This window comes from Rhodococcus aetherivorans (assembly GCF_011058165.1).
GTDB classification, from domain to species: Bacteria; Actinomycetota; Actinomycetes; order Mycobacteriales; family Mycobacteriaceae; genus Rhodococcus; species Rhodococcus aetherivorans.
The window spans coordinates 14,331-33,561 of sequence record NZ_JAALEG010000071.1; the positions used below are offsets into that span (position 1 = coordinate 14,331).

General features: G+C 71.4%; 16 protein-coding genes. 9 read left to right on the forward strand and 7 right to left on the reverse strand.

Annotated features, from left to right (window positions below; translation table 11 throughout):
* Nucleotides 1–279 precede the first annotated feature (279 nt).
* The gene (locus G6039_RS22710) at nt 280–885 is read right to left on the reverse strand and encodes a helix-turn-helix domain-containing protein (RefSeq protein WP_043801849.1); all 606 of its coding nucleotides are present in this window, start codon (nt 883–885) and stop codon (nt 280–282) included.
* 80 nt (nt 886–965) lie between these two features.
* On the opposite strand from G6039_RS22710, the gene G6039_RS22715 reads away from it, so the two are divergent.
* Both G6039_RS22715 and G6039_RS22720 read left to right on the forward strand, forming a co-directional pair.
* The gene (locus tag G6039_RS22715; RefSeq protein WP_200868125.1) at nt 966–1,985 is read left to right on the forward strand and encodes an NAD(P)/FAD-dependent oxidoreductase; all 1,020 of its coding nucleotides are present in this window, start codon (nt 966–968) and stop codon (nt 1,983–1,985) included.
* A gap of 224 nt (nt 1,986–2,209) precedes the next feature.
* Nucleotides 2,210–3,268, forward strand: coding sequence for a tyrosine-type recombinase/integrase (locus G6039_RS22720; protein WP_206531260.1), 1,059 nt, complete (start codon nt 2,210–2,212; stop codon nt 3,266–3,268).
* 6 nt (nt 3,269–3,274) lie between these two features.
* On the opposite strand, the gene G6039_RS22725 is transcribed toward G6039_RS22720, so the two are convergent.
* The gene (locus G6039_RS22725; protein ID WP_029543732.1) at nt 3,275–4,360 is read right to left on the reverse strand and encodes a hypothetical protein; all 1,086 of its coding nucleotides are present in this window, start codon (nt 4,358–4,360) and stop codon (nt 3,275–3,277) included.
* Nucleotides 4,361–4,725: 365 nt separating this feature from the next.
* Between G6039_RS22725 and G6039_RS22730 the strand changes: the two genes are divergently transcribed.
* Complete coding sequence (locus tag G6039_RS22730) at nt 4,726–5,622, forward strand: DUF4436 family protein (RefSeq protein WP_231385904.1); 897 nt, start codon at nt 4,726–4,728, stop codon at nt 5,620–5,622.
* Here the strand turns inward: G6039_RS22730 and G6039_RS22735 are convergent.
* The 4 genes from G6039_RS22735 to G6039_RS22750 form a co-directional block, all read right to left on the reverse strand.
* A complete protein-coding gene (locus G6039_RS22735; RefSeq protein ID WP_006931155.1) occupies nt 5,609–5,944 on the reverse strand; it encodes a Rieske (2Fe-2S) protein in 336 nt (111 codons plus the stop codon). The two genes, G6039_RS22730 and G6039_RS22735, sit on opposite strands and share 14 nt — an antisense overlap.
* Nucleotides 5,941–8,451 carry a nitrite reductase large subunit NirB gene (nirB, locus tag G6039_RS22740; protein ID WP_043801855.1) on the reverse strand — a complete coding sequence of 837 codons (2,511 nt, stop codon included), beginning with the start codon at nt 8,449–8,451 and terminating at the stop codon, nt 5,941–5,943. Before nirB ends, G6039_RS22735 begins: the two co-directional genes overlap by 4 nt.
* 90 nt (nt 8,452–8,541) lie before the next feature.
* The gene (locus G6039_RS22745) at nt 8,542–9,681 is read right to left on the reverse strand and encodes an MFS transporter (RefSeq protein ID WP_043801859.1); all 1,140 of its coding nucleotides are present in this window, start codon (nt 9,679–9,681) and stop codon (nt 8,542–8,544) included.
* The gene (locus G6039_RS22750; RefSeq protein ID WP_043801863.1) at nt 9,678–10,571 is read right to left on the reverse strand and encodes a PAC2 family protein; all 894 of its coding nucleotides are present in this window, start codon (nt 10,569–10,571) and stop codon (nt 9,678–9,680) included. The genes G6039_RS22745 and G6039_RS22750 overlap by 4 nt, the downstream gene beginning before the upstream one ends.
* 51 nt (nt 10,572–10,622) lie before the next feature.
* Here G6039_RS22750 and metH point away from each other — a divergent pair, with 51 nt between their 5' ends.
* The 6 genes from metH (at nt 10,623) to hisG (ending at nt 17,981) form a co-directional block, all read left to right on the forward strand.
* Entirely contained in the window at nt 10,623–14,192 is a 3,570-nt protein-coding gene (gene metH / locus G6039_RS22755) for a methionine synthase (protein ID WP_043801865.1), read from the forward strand.
* Nucleotides 14,185–14,874, forward strand: a complete 690-nt coding sequence (locus tag G6039_RS22760) for an HAD family hydrolase (RefSeq protein WP_029543739.1) — start codon at nt 14,185–14,187, stop codon at nt 14,872–14,874. Before metH ends, G6039_RS22760 begins: the two co-directional genes overlap by 8 nt.
* A gap of 1 nt (nt 14,875) precedes the next feature.
* Nucleotides 14,876–15,736 (forward strand): oxygen-dependent tRNA uridine(34) hydroxylase TrhO, encoded by an 861-nt coding sequence (gene trhO, locus G6039_RS22765; protein ID WP_029543741.1) that lies wholly within the window; start codon nt 14,876–14,878, stop codon nt 15,734–15,736.
* Nucleotides 15,737–15,738: 2 nt separating this feature from the next.
* Nucleotides 15,739–16,626: a pseudouridine synthase gene (locus tag G6039_RS22770; protein ID WP_029543743.1), complete on the forward strand. Its 888-nt coding sequence runs from the start codon at nt 15,739–15,741 to the stop codon at nt 16,624–16,626.
* Nucleotides 16,627–16,703: 77 nt separating this feature from the next.
* On the forward strand, nt 16,704–16,967 hold the full coding sequence (locus G6039_RS22775) for a phosphoribosyl-ATP diphosphatase (RefSeq protein ID WP_003937712.1): 264 nt from the start codon (nt 16,704–16,706) through the stop codon (nt 16,965–16,967).
* A gap of 150 nt (nt 16,968–17,117) precedes the next feature.
* On the forward strand, nt 17,118–17,981 hold the full coding sequence (gene hisG, locus G6039_RS22780; RefSeq protein WP_006931171.1) for an ATP phosphoribosyltransferase: 864 nt from the start codon (nt 17,118–17,120) through the stop codon (nt 17,979–17,981).
* Nucleotides 17,982–18,003: 22 nt separating this feature from the next.
* Here hisG and G6039_RS22785 read toward each other — a convergent pair.
* On the reverse strand, nt 18,004–19,231 hold a 1,228-nt coding region (locus G6039_RS22785), incomplete at its 5' end, for an alpha/beta fold hydrolase (RefSeq protein ID WP_164528120.1).

Consider the following 19,231-nt stretch of genomic DNA (forward strand, 5'->3'; position numbering starts at 1 on the left):
AATTATGAAATGAAATGAATTAAATATAGTAATGCCAGTTCAAGAGGTTAGTGAGGCGATGCGAAACTCGAAACGCTACGAGCAATCGGTCCAATCGTTGCTCGGGAGAGGCAGAGGTACGCACATATGCATGGGTTGGCTTGATCGTCATAACTCCCCCTTATGGTGAGTCAGGGGTGCGGGGGGTTCGAAAAGTGGGGAGGGTGCCGCGACGGACTCGGCGGTGGCCCGTCGGCCCTTCCGGGCCCACCGCCGGGGCGGGGCGCACCGGGTGCCCGGCTACGGATCAGTCTGGTGCGGAATGATTTTCGAGGCCGGTCGGGCACGAAGGTGCGCCCGTTCGCCCTGCTTGCCGAACAGGCTGGGGAACTCGACCGGTGCGGCATCGGCGGCGCCGAACCAATGCGGCACGCGAGTGTCGAACTCGGCCGCCTCCCCGGGCACGAGAACCAGGTCGTCCTCGCCCAGGACGAGTCGCAGCCGTCCGTTGCGGACGTAGAGCCACTCGTAGCCCTCAGGGGTCTGGGGATCCGGTTCCCCACGGCCGCTGTCGGTGGGGATCACCAGCTTGTACGCCTGGATGCCGCCGGCGCGCCGGGTGAGCGGCACCATGGTCATGCCGTGACGAGTGATCGGACGCAGATGAATGCGCGGGTCGCCGGTCGGTGGGGCGCCCACCAGCTCGTCGAGCATCACCCCGTGCACGCGGGCCAGGGGCAGCAACAGTTCGCGCGTCGGTCGGCGGGTGCCGGACTCGAGTCGGGACAGGGTGCTCACTGAAATGCCCGTCGCCGCCGAGAGATCGGCCAACGTGGTCTCGCGTTTGCGCCGCAGCGCGCGAAGCCGGGGCCCGACCGTCTCGAGCGCTCGGTCGAGGTCGTCCATGTCCCACGCTTTGCCATATCGGCAAACAACTTTGCGGTTTCTTCCCGTCGGCTCGCATAGTCGTCGTGGAGGTGATCGAGATGAGCGATCTGCTCGGAAACGAATACGACGTGGTGGTGATCGGCGGCGGGGCTGCCGGACTGAATGCGGGGCTGATGCTCGCCCGGGCGCGGCGGTCGGTGGTCGTCATCGATGCGGGCGCCCCACGCAACGCTCCGGCTGCGGGCGTGCACGGATTGTTGGCCCGGGACGGGATCCCGCCGGCCGAACTGCTCGGCCGCGGCCGAGACGAGGTCCGCGGCTACGGCGGTGACGTGGTGCACGCGGACGTGACCGCCGTGACCCGCCGCGAGAGCGGGTTCGAGGTGACCCTGTCCGACGGCCGGGTGACCCGCGCTCGCCGGCTGCTGGTGACCACCGGGCTGGTCGACGAGCTTCCCGACGTGCCCGGGCTGCGGGCGCGTTGGGGGCGAGATGTGCTGCACTGCCCGTACTGCCACGGCTGGGAGGTCCGCGACCGGGCCATCGGTGTGCTGGCGAGCGGACCCATGTCGGTGCACCAGGCCCTGCTGTTCCGGCAGTGGAGCGCCGACGTCACATTCTTCACCCACACCGCGCCGGCGCCTGCCGCCGAGCAGGCGGAGCAGCTGGTCGCCCGTGGCGTCCGGGTGGTCGACGGCGAGGTGACCGCCGTGGAGATCGTCGACGACCGCCTCACCGGGGTGCGGCTGAGCAACGGCGGGACGATCGCCCGGGAGGCGCTGGTGGTCGCGCCGCGGATGGTGGCGCGCGCCGGTTTCCTCGCGGCGCTCGGCCTGCGGGCCGTGGAGCACCCGGCCGGGGTCGGAGAGCACATCCCCGCGGATGCGACCGGACGCACCGACGTCCCCGGAGTGTGGGTGGCGGGGAACGTCACCGATCCGGCCGCCCAGGTCGGCGCGGCCGCAGCGGCGGGCGCGGCCGCCGCTGCCCAGATCAACGCCGACCTGGTCGCCGAGGAGACCCGCCGGGCGGTCGACGCCTACCGGGAACGGTTCCCGGCCCGGTCGCAAGCGCGCGTGCCCGAACCCGTGGAGGGTGACCCCCGCTGCGGCGTGTGAACCGCAACGGACCGGTCCCTCGCGCGGCGCGCCCGAGCCGGGCGCGCCGCGCTGATCGGCGTCGCCGAGGCGGGGTTTCCGGCCGAGGCGCGTATCGTCCGTTCCGCGAAGGCGGTCGACTCGGCATGAGGAGTGGTGTCACCGTGACGAATCAGTTGCCGGGCAACGCGTCCCTCGAGGCGTCGATCTCCACGCCGGTACTTCCCGCCGGTGTGGAGGAGGCGATGCGCCGACTCCGAGCCAAGGCCGCGTCGGACAACACCCGAGCGGCCTTGACCAGCGACTGGAGCAAGTTCGCCCGGTGGTGCGACGCCGTGGGCCACGTGCCGCTACCGGCGCCACCCGAACTCGTGGGCTGGTACCTGACCGAGAAGGCGGGCGAGCTTCGACCCGACGGGCGCTGGGCCTACGCCCCGTCGACCCTCGCGCGGTGGGTCGCGACGATCAACAAGGTGCACGCCCTCGCGGGCCTGTCGAAGCCGGGACACCACGAGGCGGTGCGCGACGTGGTGCGCGGCATCCGGCGAACCCGTGCGACGCCCCCGGCACGGCGCACCCCACTGCTCACCGACGACATCCGTGCGATCGTCGGAGCGATGCGCGCCGGCGCCACCGAGTGGCCGGACCGCGTAGCCGAGCGCCGCGACTCCGCCCTGCTGCTGCTCGGACTGGCCGGCGCGATGCGGCGGTCGGAGCTGTCCGCCCTCACCACCTCCGACGTCGTCGCTCATCGGTCCGACGGGCTGTACGTGACGATCCGCCGATCGAAGGCGGACCGCGACGCCCGCGGACGCACCGTCACGCTTCCGTACGGCCGCGATCCGCGGACCTGTCCGGTGTGCGCCTACCGGCGCTGGCGCGAGGTGCTCGACGTGTGGGACGCGGACGGTGGGGCGGCGGTCCGGGAGCTGTTGACCGACGATCGTGCCGCCGGCGACGAGCACTGCTGCCGCGGTGTGGCGCCGGGGGAGGGGCGTGCCGAGCGGCCCCTGTTCCGCACGATCCACCGCACCGGTGCCGTCGGGAGCGGTGCCCTGAGCGGGCAGTCGGTGCACTCGATGATCCAGCGGCGGGCGCGGCAGGCCGGGTTCGCCGCCGAGGTGGTCGCCACGCTCGGCGGGCACAGCCTGCGCGCCGGGTTCGTCACCCAGGCCGTCCGCAACGGAGCCACGACTCAGACGATCATGACGCAGACGGGGCATTCCGACGAGCGGATGGTGGCGCTCTACAGCCGCCAGCACGCCGGACTCGTCGGCAATGCCGTCACCACGCTGGGCCTCTGACCGCGGTCAGGTGCGACCGACGGGTCGGCGCCAGGCGCTCTGGTCGGCGGTGAGCGCCGCCAGTAGATGTTCGGCGGCGTTCAGGTTGCGGAACGGTCCGGCCAGCAGGTCTGCATAGACCTGGGACGGTGCCGCGAAGCGCAGGCCGTCGCGCCGCTGCATCCGCTCGAACACCACCGACGACCACGGCGTGGCCACCACGACGTCGGCTCCGCGATCGACGGGGCGCAGACCGAGTGCCTGGGCGAATGCATCCGGGTCGTCGGCGTACACCTCGAGAAGATCGGCGGCCGCGTAGTCGGTGGCGCCGAGGCCGGTGATCGCATAGCTCAGGTCGAGCGGTTCGGAGAGATCGGCCCGTACGGTGCCGACGCCGTCCGGTGCGGCGAACCCCCTTGTGGTACAGGGTTTGCGGTCCGCTGCCCAGGCTCGCAGCATCTTCTCCCAGTGCACCATGGTGATCGGACCGCGCGGAATGCGGCGGATCAGCTCCCGCTCCCCGAGTACCTCGACGACACGGTAGGTGGCGCCGGTGGAGGCGCCCGACAGCCGGATCAGTTCCGGCACCGACATCTCGCCGGTGAAGTCGGCAAGTGCCCGGACGACTCGCTCGGACGGTTCACCGGTGAGCACGCCCGACGGACGGCCGGGCCCGCGCCACGGGTCGGCGTCGGCGCCCCGGTTGCGCACCCAGATCGCCGGCCGGGACGCGACGAGCGTGAGATTCCCGGTCGCGTCGGAGTACGAGATGCCGTGCTGGTCGAGCTGGCGCCGCACCGGATCGGAAAGGTAGTGCGCGCACACGAATCCCCGGTCGGACTCGGACAGTTCGGCGGCGATGCGCGCGACGTCCCCGCTGAGCACTCCGCGGGACGCGATGACGGCGTACGACACCGACTCGCCGTCGGGTGCGGTCACGAGGATGCGCTCGGGGGCGGCAGGGGAGCGGGGGCGGTCGGACGTGGCAGTCCAGCCCAGGGGCAGACACGCTTCCACCACGGCGATCGAGCGACGGTAGATGTCGATGGGGCGCTCCGGGCGGGGCCCCAGCGCGCTGTCGACCGGTTCTGTGGGCTGGGCGGATGCTGTCATGTCTTCACAATAGGTAATCGGTACGACACGGAAGCTCTTCAATTCACGAACACACCGCCATCCGGCCGACCCGGCCAGGGGAGGAGACCGCGACACGCACCCCACCACGACATCTTGATCCGGAGGGCAACCCGATTCGATCGGGGGAGACGGAACGGCGGAACGGACGCGTGAGGAGGGGGTCGGGCCGCCGGCTGGGGTGAGTCGAGGGGTCCTGCTCTCGACTGGCGCTTTGTAGTATCCATATTCTGAGTCTGACGGAAATAAAAAAAATACCGAAATCACCCTCACTTCACGACAAAACCGCACCCAAATACGCCAAGAACAAACGAGTCGGCAGCGGCCCAGCGGGCTACAGTCCGGGAATGCCTGCGCCACGTCCGAATCGCCCGTCTCGCCGGACTCTGCTGGTGTCGCTCGGGGCGGCGGTGACGGCCGCATACCTGGGCGTACTCGTCCTGTTCGGGGTGAGCACGCACGAGTCGCGGGAATGGCGGCCGGTTAACGTCGATGCCGACTCGGTGCTCGTGGTGGTGACGATGAAGTCGCTGCAGCCGACGGTCGACCGGGTGCATGCGGAGGTCACCATCTATCCCGGGGACTCGTTTCTCGATGCGAACGGGGCCACGCTCGCCGTGCCGCTGAGTGTGTTGCTCGTGCCGGCCGTCTCACAGTCGGAGTTGTTCTTCCCGGCCCATTCCGTGCCCGTCGGCTACCCGGTGGAACTGCTTGCGCGCGGCCAGGCGATCCGCTGGCCGTTCGACACCTTCGATGTCACGCCGGTCGTCGTGGAGGCCGATGTGGGGGAGGGGTCGGAGCGAGAACCGGTGCCGTCGGACGTGTTGATCGACGGCCGCATCGACGGGTGGGCGATCGACCAGGGGACCGTCGTCGCCGCTCCGGAGCTCGGCTTTCCCGATGGCGTCGACGGCACCGAGGTGGTGTTCACGCGCACCGGAGGCACTCTCGTGTACGCGGCGATCCTGCTGCTGATGATGGTTGTCCTCGCGGTCCTGGCCGCGTTCGTCGCGGTACAGACGTTCCGGCGGCGCCGCGCGGTGGAGACCGACATGCTGGCGTGGATGGCGGCGATGCTGTTCGCGGTGGTGCCGCTGCGGGGCATCCTGCCGGGCTCACCGCCGATCGGGTCGTGGGTCGACGTGGCGGTGACCATGTGGGTGGTCACCGCCCTCGTCGCGGCTCTGACGCTGTACGTGTTCTGCTGGTGGCGCGACAGCCACCCCTCGCTCACCCGACGGTGACGACGATCCGCCCGTCGTGCACGCGCGCCGGGTAGGTGCGGACCGGGTCGATGCCGGGCGCGGTGCATCGGCCGGTGTCGAACACGAACGCGTACTGGTGCAGGGGGCATACGACGAGGTCGTCGTCGATCTGTCCGTCGGCGAGCGGTCCGCCCCGGTGCGGGCACACCGCGTCCAGGGCTCGGACGGCGCCGTCGCCGAGCAGGAACACGGCGATCTGCCGTCCGCCCACCGTGTACGTGCGGCCTTCGCCCGGGGTCAGGTCGGTCAACGCGCCGACCGCGTACTCCATTGCGGTGGTCCGGCTTTCGGTCGTGGTCATCGGACCGGCACCAGCGGCAGCGGGAGCAACGGCAGCGCGGGGCTGAACTGCGCCGGCGACTTCGGGGTGGTCCGTTCGAGCCAGGGGTCCCGGTATCCCGCCACGGCCGTGCCGACGCGTTCGTCGAGTCCGGTCACGATGTCCTCCTCGTCTCGGACCAGCAGTGCCTGGAGCCGGTCGATGCCGATGCGGGGCACGAAGTCGTAGGTCCGTTCGAGCCACTTGGCGTTCTCGCGGTAGTGCTGGATGAACCGGCCGGCGAGGGCGAGGACTTCTTCGCCGGAGCCGACGGTGGCGAGCAGGTCGCCCTTGCGGACGTGGGCGCCGGCGGCGCCGCCGACGTAGATCTCCCAGCGGCCGTCGCCGACCGCGACGACGCCGAAGTCCTTGCACAGCGCCTCCGAGCAGTTGCGGGGGCATCCGGCCACGGCGAGTTTCAGCTTGGCGGGTGTCTCGAGCCCCTGGAAGCGCTCCTCGAGCGCGATGCCGAGGGCGGTCGAGTCGCCGAGACCGAACCGGCAGAAGTCGCTGCCGACACAGGTCTTGACGGTGCGGAAGCTCTTGCCGTAGGCGTATCCGGAGGGCATGTCCAGGTCGGCCCACACCTTGGGCAGGTCCTCCTTGCGGATGCCGAGCAGGTCGATGCGTTGGCCGCCGGTGACCTTGACCATGGGCACGCCGTACTTGTCGGCGACGTCGGCGATGCGGCGCAGCTGGTCCGGGGTGGTGACCCCGCCCTTCATCTGCGGCACCACGGAGAAGGTGCCGTCGCGCTGGATGTTGGCATGGACACGGTCGTTGATGAACAGCGCACCCCGTTCGTCGACCCAGTCGGGGCCCCACACGGTACGCAGCAGCGACGCGAGCGGCATCTTGGCAGTGGCATCCTCGCGACCGCCGGTGGCGAGTTCGGCGAGGACCTGGGAGACCGCGCGCAGGTCGCGGCGGCGGATCTCGGCGATCAGGTCCGGTTTGGCGAGCGGGATGCACGGCACGTACCAGTTCGCGGCGGGGTCCTCGGCGAGGGCGCCGCCGGCGGCGCAGGCGACGATGTCGGCGACCAGGCCCTTGCACGAGCCGCAGCCCTTCCCGGCGCGGGTGCGGGCGCACACCTGCACGAGGGTGTCGGCGCCGTCGTGGACGCACGCGACGATGTCGCCCTTGCTGACGCCGTTGCAGTTGCACACCTGGGTCTCGTCCGGCAGGTCTGCGGCGACGTCGGCGCCCTGCGGGTCGCCGAGGTCGAACAGCAGCGCCGCGCGGTCCGCCGGGATCTCGAGCTTGCCGTCGAAGGCCTGGGCGAGGGTGGCGGCCTTGCTCACGTCGCCGAGCAGCATCGCGCCGACCAGCCGGCCGTCGCGCACGACGATGCTCTTGTAGATGCCGCTGCGCGGATCGTAGAACTGGACGAACTCGTCGTCCTCGTGCTCGGGTTCCTTGACCCCCATCGAGGCGACGTCGATGCCGGCGACCTTGAGCTTGGTGCTGGTGCGGGATCCCTGGTAGGCGGCGTGCGCATTCGCACCGGTGAGGTGCTCGGCGAGGACGACTGCCTGCTCCCATACCGGGGCGACGAGGCCGTACACCTCGCCGCGGTGCTGGGCGCACTCGCCGACGGCGTAGATGCTCGACTCCTCTTCGCAGCGCATCTGGTCGTCGACGACGATGCCGCGTTCGACGACGATGCCGCCGGCACGGGCGAATTCGGTGTTGGGGCGGATGCCGGCGGTGACCACGACCATGTCGGTGTCGACGACGGTGCCGTCGGCGAACTGCACGCCGGTGACCCGGCTGTGGTCGTCGCGCAGGACGGCGGTGGTGCGGGTAGCGGTGTGGACGGTGATGCCGAGTTTCTCGATCTCGGTGCGCAGCACCCGGCCGCCGCGTTCGTCGAGTTGCTGGTTCATCAGGTGGGTGGGCGAGTGCACCACGGTGACGGTCAGGCCCTGGGTGCGCAGCCCGTAGGCGGCTTCGAGGCCGAGCAGGCCGCCGCCGACGACGACGGCGCGGACGTCGTCGTGGGCGTCGGCCATCTGCAGCATGCCGTTGGTGTCGGCGAGGGTGCGGAAGCCGAAGACGCCGCGGCCGAGCCGGCCGTCGGGTTCGCGCAGGCCGTCCATGTTGGGGAAGAAGGTGTTCGACCCGGTCGCGACGACGAGCAGGTCGTAGGGGACCTGCCGGCCGGATTCGCACGTGACGACCTTGCCGAACCGGTCGAGGTGGGTCGCGCGGTCGCCGGCGTGGAGGGTGACTCCGTTCTCCCGGTACCAGCTCATGGGGTTGAGGACGAGTTCGGCGTCGTCGACGTCGGCCTGGCCGGCCAGCACGTGGGAGAGCATGATCCGGTTGTAGTTGCCGTACGGCTCGTCGCCGATCATCGTGATCTCGAACTGGTCCCGGCCGCCGCGCGCGAGGATCTCCTCGACGGTGCGGGCGCCGGCCATCCCGTTGCCGACGACGAGCAGCCGTCGGCGCGGGCCGTGGGGGTGCGACGCGGTTGGGGTCATGCGTCCAGGGTTGCCGGGGGCGGTGACGGATCGGCGGCACCGGGGTTACGCGGCGGTCAGGAAGTGCTCACCGCCGCCGGGGTGGGGGTGTCAGCCGGGGGCGGTGTCGCGGCGTGGCATCGCCAGCGGGGCGACGACGGCGAGCACGAGGGCGGGCACGACGAAGCTCGCGACCGGCGCCGCGGCATAGAGCGGCGTCAGCGCCAGCGGGGCGACGGCGCCGCCGGAGAACCGGAAGGCCTGCACCACGGAGACGGCGCCGCCGCGGTTGCGGCCCCGGGAGCCGAGGACCGCGGCGTTGACACCGACGAGCACGCACTGCGAGGCGATGCCGGCGACGAACCAGGCGGCCGCGACCAGCCACAGCAGTCCGGCGGTGCCGGCGACGACGACGAGGGCGGCGCCGGCGAGTGCGCCGAGCAGGACGGTGCGGCGGGCGCCGATGCGGTCGATGAGGGTGCCGACGCGGCGGGCGGTGAGGATGCCGGCGACCCCGAATCCGGTCAGGAGCAGGCCCCGCTGGGTGGGGGCCAGGCCGAAGACGTCCTCGGCGCGGAAGGCGAGCAGGAAGTTCAGGCCGCCGAGGGCGCCCCAGCCGAGCAGTGCGACGACACCGATGCGCAACACGTCGGGGCGCAGCGCGTCGCGCAGCCGCGGCGGCGGCTCTCCGGTGGGGGCGGTCAGCTGTTCGGGCAGCCCGATCACGGCGAGGACGGCGGCGGCGGCGGCGATCACGACGAACGCCCACCGCCAGTCGACCTCGGCGGCCAGGCCCCCGACGAGCGGGGCCGAGGTCTGCCCGGCGGCCTGCATCGCCCCGAACAGGCCCAGGGCGCGGCCCAGCCGCGCCCGCGGCACGATCGCGGCGAGCGCGGCAAGCAGCAGCGGGGTGGTGAAGGCGTTGGCCACGCCCTGCAACGCGCGGGACGCGAGCAGCAGCCCGAGGGTGGGGGCGAGCGCGGACGCCAGCGACGCGCAGGTGTAGGCGATGTACGCCGTGCGGACGGTGCGGACCCGTCCCCACCGTGCCCCGAGGGTGCCGGAGACGAGCATGGTCAGCGCGAACGGCCCGAGGTACGCGGTGAGCGTGCTCGCGGCCGCGCCGGCGCTCACGCCGGTGGCCGCGCCGATCTCCGGCAGCACGGACGCCACGACTCCACCGCCGAAGGGTCCGAGGAATCCTCCGGCGTAGAGGGCGGCACGCTGCAGCGAGGCGCGTGCCGCGCTCACTGGGTGAAGCCGCCGGGGCCCCGTCGCCGCAGGTAGCGTTCGAATTCGGCGGCGAGGGCGTCGCCGTCGATCTTGGCGATGACCTCGGAGATGTCGGATTCGGCGTCGCCGCGTTCCTCGAGGGCCCGCACGTATTCGGCGATCTCCTCGTCGTCCTCCGTCATCGCGGTGACGGTCTGTTCCCACTCCTCGGCGAGGATCGGCAGTTCGCCGAGAGGCACCTCGAGGTCGAGGACGTCCTCGACACGGCGCAGCAGCGCGACGGTGGCCTTGGGGTTGGGGGGCTGCGACACGTAGTGGGGGACGGCGGCCCAGAACGACACGGCGGGCACGCCGGCGCGGACACACGCATCCTGCAGGACCCCGGCGATGCCGGTGGGGCCCTCGTACCGGGAACCTTCCAGGTTGAAGCGTTTGGCGGCGTCGGTGCTGTAGGCGGTGCCGGTGACGGGGACGGGCCGGGTGTGCGGGGTGTCGGCGAGCAGGGCGCCGAGGATGAGGACGGTGTGCACGCCGATCTCGTCGGCGAGCTCGATGATGGCGTCGCAGAAGCTGCGCCAGCGCATGTTGGGTTCGATGCCGCGCAGCAGCACCACGTCGCGGTCGCTGCCGGGGGGCGAGCACACCGACAGGCGGGTGGCGGGCCATTCGATCTCGCGGGTGACGCCGTCGACGAGACGCACCATGGGGCGGTTGACCTGGTAGTCGTAGTAGTCCTCGGAGTCCAGTTCGGCGAACGGTTCGGCGTCCCAGATGAGCTCGAGGTGTTCGACGGCGCCGCTGGCCGCGTCCCCGGCGTCGTTCCACCCTTCGAACGCGGCGACCAGCACCGGGTCACGCAGGGTCGGCACGTCCGGTTCCGGGGTCTCGGCGAACTCGCTTGCACTCACCTGTCCAGCCTACGGCGAGAGCCGGACGGGCCGCCCACTAGTCTGGAACGCATGTCCACCCCATTGCACTCTGCCTTGCTCGATGCGCTTTCGCAGCGCGTTGTCGTGGGAGACGGGGCGATGGGCACGATGTTGCAGGCCGCGGATCTGAGTCTGGACGACTTCCGCGGCCTCGAGGGGTGCAACGAGATTCTCAACGACTCCCGGCCCGACGTCATCCGGGGGATCCACCGGGCGTACTTCGAGGCCGGGGCGGATGCCGTCTCCACCAACACCTTCGGCTGCAACCTGCCCAATCTCGCCGACTACGACATCGCCGATCGCATCCGTGACCTGTCCGAACGCGGCGCCCGCCTGGCCCGGGAGGTGGCCGACGAGATGGGTCCCGGCCCGGACGGCATGGGCCGGTTCGTGCTCGGCTCGATGGGTCCGGGCACGAAGCTGCCCACCCTCGGTCACGCCCCGTTCGCCACGCTGCGCGACGCCTACACCGAGTCGGCGTTGGGCATGCTCGACGGCGGCGCCGACGCCATCCTCGTCGAAACCTGTCAGGATCTGCTGCAGGCGAAGGCCGCGATCGTCGGCAGCCGCCGCGCGATGGAGCGGGCGGGCCGGCGCATCCCGATCGTCACCCACGTGACGATGGAGACGACCGGCACGATGCTGCTCGGCAGCGAGATCGGGGCGGCCCTGACGGCGCTCGAACCCCTGGGCATCGATCTGATCGGGCTGAACTGTGCGACCGGCCCGGAGGAGATGAGCGAGCACCTGCGGCATCTGTCCAAGCACGCCCGGTTGCCGGTGTCGGTGATGCCGAACGCGGGTCTGCCGGTGCTGGGAGCGAACGGCGCCGAGTACCCGTTGACGCCGGAAGAGCTGGCGGAGGCGCTGAGCGGATTCGTCGCCGAGTTCGGTCTGGCGCTGGTCGGCGGCTGCTGCGGCACCACCCCCGAGCACATCCGGCAGGTCGCCGAGGCGGTGCACGCGACCGAGCGCGCCGAGCGCGGCCCCCGGCCGGAGCCGGGCGTGTCGTCGCTGTACTCGGCGGTGCCGTTCGAGCAGGACTCGTCGATCCTGATGATCGGGGAGCGCACCAATTCGAACGGGTCGAAGGCGTTCCGGGAGGCGATGCTCGCCGGGGACCACCAGAAGTGCCTGGACATCGCGAAGGACCAGATCCGCGACGGCGCGCACCTGCTGGATCTGAACGTGGACTACGTGGGCCGCGACGGCGCCGTCGACATGGCGGACCTGGCGGGCCGGCTGGCGACGGCGTCGACGTTGCCGATCATGATCGACTCGACGGAGCCGGACGTGATCCGGGCCGGCCTCGAGCATCTCGGGGGCCGGTGCGCGGTGAATTCGGTGAACTACGAGGACGGCGACGGCCCCGGTTCGCGGTTCGAGCGGATCATGGAGCACGTCGTCGAGCACGGCGCCGCGGTGGTGGCGTTGACCATCGACGAGGAGGGCCAGGCCCGCACCGCCGAGCACAAGGTGCGCATCGCCGAGCGGCTGATCGCGGATCTGACCGGCAGGTGGGGGCTCGGCGAGGAGGACATCATCGTCGACGCCCTGACGTTCCCGATCTCCACCGGTCAGGAGGAGGTCCGCCGGGACGCCATCGAGACGATCGAGGCGATCCGCGAGATCAAGCGGCGGCATCCGCGGGTGCACTTCACCCTGGGCATCTCGAACGTGTCGTTCGGCCTGAACCCCGCGGCGCGGCAGGTGCTGAACTCGGTGTTCCTGCACGAGTGTGTGCAGGCGGGGCTGGACACGGCGATCGTGCACGCGTCGAAGATCCTGCCGATGGCGCGGATCCCGGACGAGCAGCGCGAGACGGCGCTGGATCTGGTGTACGACCGGCGGCGCGAGGGCTACGACCCGCTGCAGAAGCTGATGGCGCTGTTCGAGGGGGTGTCGGCGGCGTCGTCGCGGGAGTCCCGCGCGCAGGAGCTGGCCGCGCTGCCGCTGTTCGAGCGGCTCGAGCGGCGGATCGTCGACGGCGAGCGCAACGGGCTCGAGGCGGATCTGGACGAGGCGATGCAGACGACCCCACCGTTGGCGATCATCAACGACACGCTGCTGTCGGGGATGAAGACGGTCGGGGAGCTGTTCGGCTCGGGGCAGATGCAGCTGCCGTTCGTGTTGCAGTCCGCCGAGGTGATGAAGGCGGCGGTCGCGCATCTCGAGCCGCACATGGAGTCCACCGGCGACGAGGGCAAGGGCCGGATCGTGCTGGCCACCGTCAAGGGCGACGTGCACGACATCGGCAAGAACCTCGTCGACATCATCTTGAGCAACAACGGCTACGAGGTGGTCAACCTCGGCATCAAGCAGCCGATCGCGACGATCCTGGACGCGGCGGTGGACAAGAACGCCGACGTGATCGGCATGTCCGGGCTGTTGGTGAAGTCGACCGTGGTGATGAAGGAGAACCTCGAAGAGCTCAACCATCGCGGGGTGGCGGAGCGGTTCCCGGTGCTGCTCGGGGGTGCCGCGCTGACCCGCTCCTACGTGGAGAACGACCTGGCCGAGATCTACGAGGGTCAGGTGTCCTACGCGCGTGATGCGTTCGAGGGCCTGCATCTGATGGACCGGGTCATGGCCGTCAAGCGCGGCGAGGGCCCGGCGGCGGACAGCCCGGAGGCGATCGCGGCGCGGGAGAAGGCCGCCGAGCGCAAGGCCCGGCACGAGCGGTCGCGGCGGATCGCGGAGAAGCGTAAGGCCGCCGAGACGCCGGTCGAGGTCCCGGAGCGCTCCGATGTGGCCGCCGACCTCGAGGTGCCCACCCCGCCGTTCTGGGGCACCCGGGTGGTCAAGGGGGTGGCGCTGGCCGACTACGCCGGCCTGATCGACGAGCGGGCGCTGTTCCTGGGGCAGTGGGGGCTGCGCGGGCAGCGCACCGGGGGCGGTCCCACCTACGAGGAGCTGGTGGAGACCGAGGGCCGGCCGCGGCTGCGGTACTGGCTGGACCGGCTGTCCACCGAGGGGATCCTGGCGCACGCTGCGGTGGTGTACGGGTACTTCCCGGCGGTGTCGGAGGGCGACGACGTGGTGGTGCTGGCGGAGCCGCATCCGGATGCCGCCGAGCGCTACCGGTTCACGTATCCGCGGCAGCAGCGCGGCCGGTTCCTGTGCATCGCCGACTTCGTGCGGTCGCGGGCGGATGCGCGGGCCGAGGGGCAGGTGGACGTGCTGCCGTTCCAGCTGGTGACGATGGGGCAGCCGATCGCGGACTTCGCGAACGAGTTGTTCGCGTCGAACTCCTACCGGGACTATCTGGAGGTGCACGGCATCGGTGTGCAGCTGACCGAGGCGCTGGCCGAGTACTGGCACCGGCGGGTCCGGGAGGAGCTGGTGCTCGCCGGCGGCCACACCCTGGCCGAGGAGGATCCGGCGGACGTGGCCGAGTTCTTCAAGCTCGGCTACCGCGGGGCGCGGTTCGCGTTCGGGTACGGGGCGTGCCCGAATCTCGAGGACCGCGTCAAGCTGGTCGAGCTGCTCGAACCGGGCCGGATCGGGGTGGAGCTGTCGGAGGAGCTGCAGCTGCATCCGGAGCAGTCCACCGACGCGTTCGTCCTGCATCACCCGGAGGCGAAGTACTTCAATGTCTAGTGCGGTGACCACGTCGACGCTGCGGGCCGTCCTGTGGGACATGGACGGCACCCTGCTCGAATCGGAAACGCTGTGGGACACCGGGATCCGGGAGCTGTCGCTGCGCCTGGGCGGGCCGATGACGGACGAGACACGGCGGGCGACGATCGGGGCGTCGAGCGCGTTCGCGTTGCGGACGGTGTTCGCGGCGCTGGATCTCGAACCGGATCCCGACGCCCTGGCCGCGGCGAAGGCGTGGCTGTACGGGCGCATGGGGGAGCTGTTCGCGCAGGGGCTGCCGTGGCGGCCCGGGGCGCGTCGGACGCTGGGGGCCGTGCGTGCCGCCGGGCTCGGGTCGGCGCTGGTCACCAACACCGACCGGACGTTGTGCGAGTTCGCCCTGGACACGCTCGGGCGTGAGCACTTCGACCATTCGGTGTGCGGCGACGAGGTGCCGGCCGGCAAGCCGGATCCGGCTCCGTACCTGCGGGCGGCGCAGCTGCTGGGGCTCGAGCCGGCGCAGTGCCTGGCGGTGGAGGACTCGCCCACCGGGGCGGCGGCGGCGGAGGCCGCGGGCTGCACGGTGCTGGTGGTGCCGTCGCTGACGGAGGTGCCGACCTCGCCGCGGCGGGTGTTCCGCGAGACCCTGGACGGGCTGACCGTCGCGGACCTGCACGCGCTGCACCTGCCGGGGGTGTGCTGAGGTGGCGATCCCGAAGATCGTGTTGTTCTACCGGTTCACGCCGCTGGCCGATCCGGAGGCGATCCGCTTGTGGCAGCACACCCTGGCGGCGTCGAACGATCTCACCGGTCGCATTGTGATCTCCGAGCACGGCATCAACGCCACCGTCGGGGGCGACATCGCCGACGTCAAGCGGTACGTGCGCGGCACCCGCGCGTACGCGCCGTTCGCCGACGCCGACATCAAGTGGTCGGACGGCACCGGGCGGGATTTTCCGCGCCTGTCGGTGCGGGTACGGCCGGAGATCGTGACCTTCGGGGCGCCGCACGAGCTGAAGGTCGACGAGCACGGGGTGGTCGGCGGTGGGGTGCACCTGTCGCCGCACGGGCTGCACGAGCTGATCGGCGAGCGCGGCGACGAGGTGGTGTTCTTCGACGGGCGCAACGCGTTCGAGGCGGAGATCGGCCGGTTCCGCGGGGCGGTCGTGCCGGATGTGGGGACCACGCGCGAGTTCGTGTCGGTGCTCGACAGCGGCCGCTACGACCACCTCAAGTCACGTCCGGTGGTGACCTACTGCACGGGCGGGGTGCGCTGCGAGGTGCTGTCCGCGTTGATGCGCAACCGCGGGTTCGAGCAGGTGTATCAGCTCGACGGCGGCATCGTCCGGTACGGGGAGACGTTCGGCGACGACGGGCTGTGGGAGGGTTCGCTGTACGTCTTCGACGGCCGCACGAACGTCGAGTTCTCGGACGCGGCGGCGGTGTTGGGCCGGTGCACGCTGTGCCGGGCGCCGACCTCGCGCTACCGCAACCACCCGGACGTCAACGGCCGGGAGCTGAGCCTGGTGTGCGAGGCGTGCGTGCCGGACCCGGTCGGGCCCTGACGGTGGCTGCGCCGCCGCTGCCGGTACGCGACGGTCTCGGCCCGGACCGGCTGCGGCTGCCCGTCACCGATCCCGCCCCCACGATCCTCGGGTTCCTGCGCGGCGCCGAGCCCGGCGAGGACTGGCACCGCCACGTCGCGGCCGGTGAGCTCGTCGACGAGCACGGCCGGCCGGTGACCGCGCAGACCCGGTACCAGCCGGGCCGGTTCGTGTACTTCTACCGGGAGCCGCCGCCGGAGGTGCCGGTGCCGTTCCCGGTGACGGTCCTGCACCGCGACGAGGGGCTCCTCGTCGCGGACAAGCCGCACTTCCTGGCGACGATCCCGCGGGGCGCGCACATCCGGGAGACGGTGGTGGTGCGGCTGCGCCGGGAACTCGGGCTGCCGGACCTGGTTCCGGTGCACCGTCTGGACCGGATGACGGCGGGCGTGCTGCTGTGCACCACCGATCCGGGATTGCGGGGGCCGTACCAGCAGCTGTTCGAGCGGCAGCGGGTGCGCAAGGTGTACGAGGCGATCGCCCCGTACCGGCCGGGACTCGAGTTCCCCCGCACGGTGCGCAGCCGGATCCGTAAGCGGCACGGCGAGCTCACGGCCGTGGAGGAGCCCGGCGAGCCGAACTCCGAGACGCGGATCGAGCTGCTCGACCGGCGCGGGGACCTGGCCCGGTACCGGCTGCATCCGCGGACCGGGCGCACCCATCAGCTGCGGCTGCACCTGAGCTCGCTGGGGGCGCCGATCGTCGGGGACAACTTCTATCCGCGGTTCCGGCGCCGCGCGCCGGACGATTTCTCGGATCCGCTGCGGTTGCTGGCGCGGACCGTCGAGTTCGACGATCCGCGCACCGGGCGGCGCCGCCGGTTCGACAGCGGCCTCGCCCTCGAGTTCTGACGGTCCGGGCCGGGCGCCCGGGGCGGTCGCGGCACTGGGTGCGGGAGCACGCCGCGGTCATGAAACAATGAACCCCCGTGAAGACCTTCGATTCCCTGTTCGCCGAGCTGTCCGAGCGTGCCGTCACCCGTCCCGAGGGGTCCGGCACCGTTGCCGCCCTGGACGCCGGCGTCCATGCACAGGGCAAGAAGGTGATCGAGGAGGCCGGCGAGGTGTGGATCGCCGCCGAGTACCAGAGCGACGAGCAGCTGGCGGAGGAGATTTCGCAGTTGCTGTACTGGGTGCAGGTGCTGATGGTCGGGCGGGGTCTGAAGCTCGAGGACGTCTACAAGCATCTGTGACGGCTCGCCGTCGGGCATCTGTGACGGCTCGCCGTCGGGCATGTGTGACGGCTCGCCGTCGGGCAGCCGCCCCGGGGCCGGCCGTCGTGCCCGCGAGACCTTCCGCCTGTTCCTTCCCTGCTCTTCGCACCGTTGCCGAAAGGACCGTCCATGCTGCGCGTCGCAGTTCCGAACAAGGGCTCGCTGTCCGAGTCCGCCGCCGAAATCCTGCGCGAGGCCGGATACCGGCGCCGCACCGACTCGCGCGACCTGACCGTTATCGACCCGGTCAACGACGTCGAGTTCTTCTTCCTGCGCCCGAAGGACATCGCCATCTACGTCGGTTCCGGCGAGCTCGATCTGGGCATCACCGGCCGTGACCTGGCGCTGGATTCGGCGGCGCCGGTCACCGAGCGGCTCGCTCTGGGGTTCGGGTACTCCTCCTTCCGCTACGCGGCGCCGAAGGGCCGGGACTGGAAGATCGAGGACCTCGCCGGCCTGCGGATCGCGACGTCGTACCCCAACCTGGTCCGCCGTGATCTGACGGCGCGGGGGATCGAGGCGACGGTCATCCGCCTCGACGGCGCGGTGGAGATCTCCATTCAGCTGGGGGTGGCCGACGCGATCGCCGACGTCGTCGGCTCCGGCCGGACGCTGCGCCAGCACGATCTGGTGGCGTTCGGGGAGTCGCTGTGCGACTCGGAGGGCGTGCTGATCGAGCAGGAGGGCGCGAGCCGCGGCGATTCGGCGCGCAACCAGCTCGTCGCCCGCATCGAGGGCGTGGTGTTCGCGCAGCAGTACGTGATGCTCGACTACGACTGCCCCAAGCCGGTTCTCGACGAGGCGGTGCAGATCACTCCGGGTCTGGAGTCGCCGACGATCTCACCGCTCGCCGACGACTCGTCGGTGGCGGTGCGGGCGATGGTGCCGCGCAAGGGCCACAACGCGGTGATGGATCGGCTCGCCGAGATCGGGGCGCGGGCGATCCTGGCGACGGACATCCGGTCGTGCCGCGCGATGCGCGGCGCCGAGTAGCCGCGGCCGAGCGTCCGGCGCGTCAGCGCCCGGGGCAGGTGCCGGGGGCGGCGATGCCGGCGAGACGCTGTTCGGTCCAGGTGAGTAGTTCGGGTACGAGCGGGGAGTCCTCGGCGACGAGCCCGAGGTGGTCCCGGCCGGGATAGCTGCGGTAGTCCAGGGCCCAGTTCTCGGCGCAGCGGTCGCGCACGTAGCCGTCCTGCACGGCGGCGGTGACGAGGGAATCGGTGGCGCCCTGCGCGAGCAGGACGGGCACGGCCGTCGTGCCGGTGGGGACGTTCTCCGCGAGGCGGCGGCCGAGGGGTCCGGTGGTGGGGCCGGTGCGCAGCACGGACCGGTCGCGACTGAGCGAGAGTGCCGACAGGACCGAGACGTAGACGGCGGGTTCGGACAGGCACCTTGTCGCCATCTCGCGCACGAGGGTGCGGGCGGCGGGCCCGACGTAGGTGTCGCCGTCGACGTCGTCGTAGACCGCGGTGTAGGCGGCGAGGACGTACGAGGCGAACACGCTGCCGCCGGGAACGGTGTCGAGTCCGGTGGTCAGCGCGACAGTGTCGCTGGCGGGGGCCATCGCGGCGATCCCGGCGACGGGTGTGTCCGGGGCGTAGGTGGGGGCGAGCAGCCCCGCCCACAGGGCCGCGTGCCCGCCCTGGGAGTGCCCCCAGACGACGGTGCGGTCGGCGAGGTCGAAGTGGTCGAGGTGGTGGGCCGCACGCACAGCGTCGAGCACCGAGCGTCCTTCGCCCTGCCCGATCAGGTACGGGTGCGGGCCTGCGGTGCCCAGGCCGACGTAGTCGGTGGCCACCAGGGCCCAGCCGCGGTCGAGGAGCGCGGACGCGGCGGGCAGGGCGCCGGCGCCGAGCGGGTCGTCGAGGAGGGTGGGCGCACAGGGTTCGGCGAAACCGGTGGTCCCGTGGGCCCAGGCGATCACCGGTCGAGGTCCGGGCGGGGCGTTCTTCGCGACCACGACCAGGGCGCTGGCCACGGCGGGCTGGTCGTCGTCGCGGGTGGTGGTGTAGAGGATGCGCCAGGCCTCGGCGCCGTCGGGGACGGCGCGGGTGAACGGTTCGGCGCGCAGAAGCGCGCCGGGATGATCGGGCATCCGGTGCGGTGCGGTGTAGAACGCGTCGACGACGGGGGAGCCGGCGCGCAGGCGGACCGCCACGCCGGCTGCGGCGACGGCCACGAGCAGCGCGAGAACCGCCACGGCCGGTCGCCGGTACCGGGCCGGGGTGCGGCGGGGCGCCGTC

What these genes read in the sequence shown, in the direction of transcription:
- G6039_RS22710 (WP_043801849.1), bottom strand. Translation starts at nt 885, where the DNA reads ATGGACGACCTCGACCGAGCGCTCGAGACGGTCGGGCCCCGGCTTCGC.
- G6039_RS22715 (WP_200868125.1), top strand. Translation starts at nt 966, where the DNA reads ATGAGCGATCTGCTCGGAAACGAATACGACGTGGTGGTGATCGGCGGC.
- G6039_RS22720 (WP_206531260.1), top strand. Translation starts at nt 2,210, where the DNA reads ATGCGCCGACTCCGAGCCAAGGCCGCGTCGGACAACACCCGAGCGGCC.
- G6039_RS22725 (WP_029543732.1), bottom strand. Translation starts at nt 4,360, where the DNA reads ATGACAGCATCCGCCCAGCCCACAGAACCGGTCGACAGCGCGCTGGGG.
- G6039_RS22730 (WP_231385904.1), top strand. Translation starts at nt 4,726, where the DNA reads ATGCCTGCGCCACGTCCGAATCGCCCGTCTCGCCGGACTCTGCTGGTG.
- G6039_RS22735 (WP_006931155.1), bottom strand. Translation starts at nt 5,944, where the DNA reads ATGACCACGACCGAAAGCCGGACCACCGCAATGGAGTACGCGGTCGGC.
- nirB (WP_043801855.1), bottom strand. Translation starts at nt 8,451, where the DNA reads ATGACCCCAACCGCGTCGCACCCCCACGGCCCGCGCCGACGGCTGCTC.
- metH (WP_043801865.1), top strand. Translation starts at nt 10,623, where the DNA reads ATGTCCACCCCATTGCACTCTGCCTTGCTCGATGCGCTTTCGCAGCGC.
- G6039_RS22760 (WP_029543739.1), top strand. Translation starts at nt 14,185, where the DNA reads ATGTCTAGTGCGGTGACCACGTCGACGCTGCGGGCCGTCCTGTGGGAC.
- hisG (WP_006931171.1), top strand. Translation starts at nt 17,118, where the DNA reads ATGCTGCGCGTCGCAGTTCCGAACAAGGGCTCGCTGTCCGAGTCCGCC.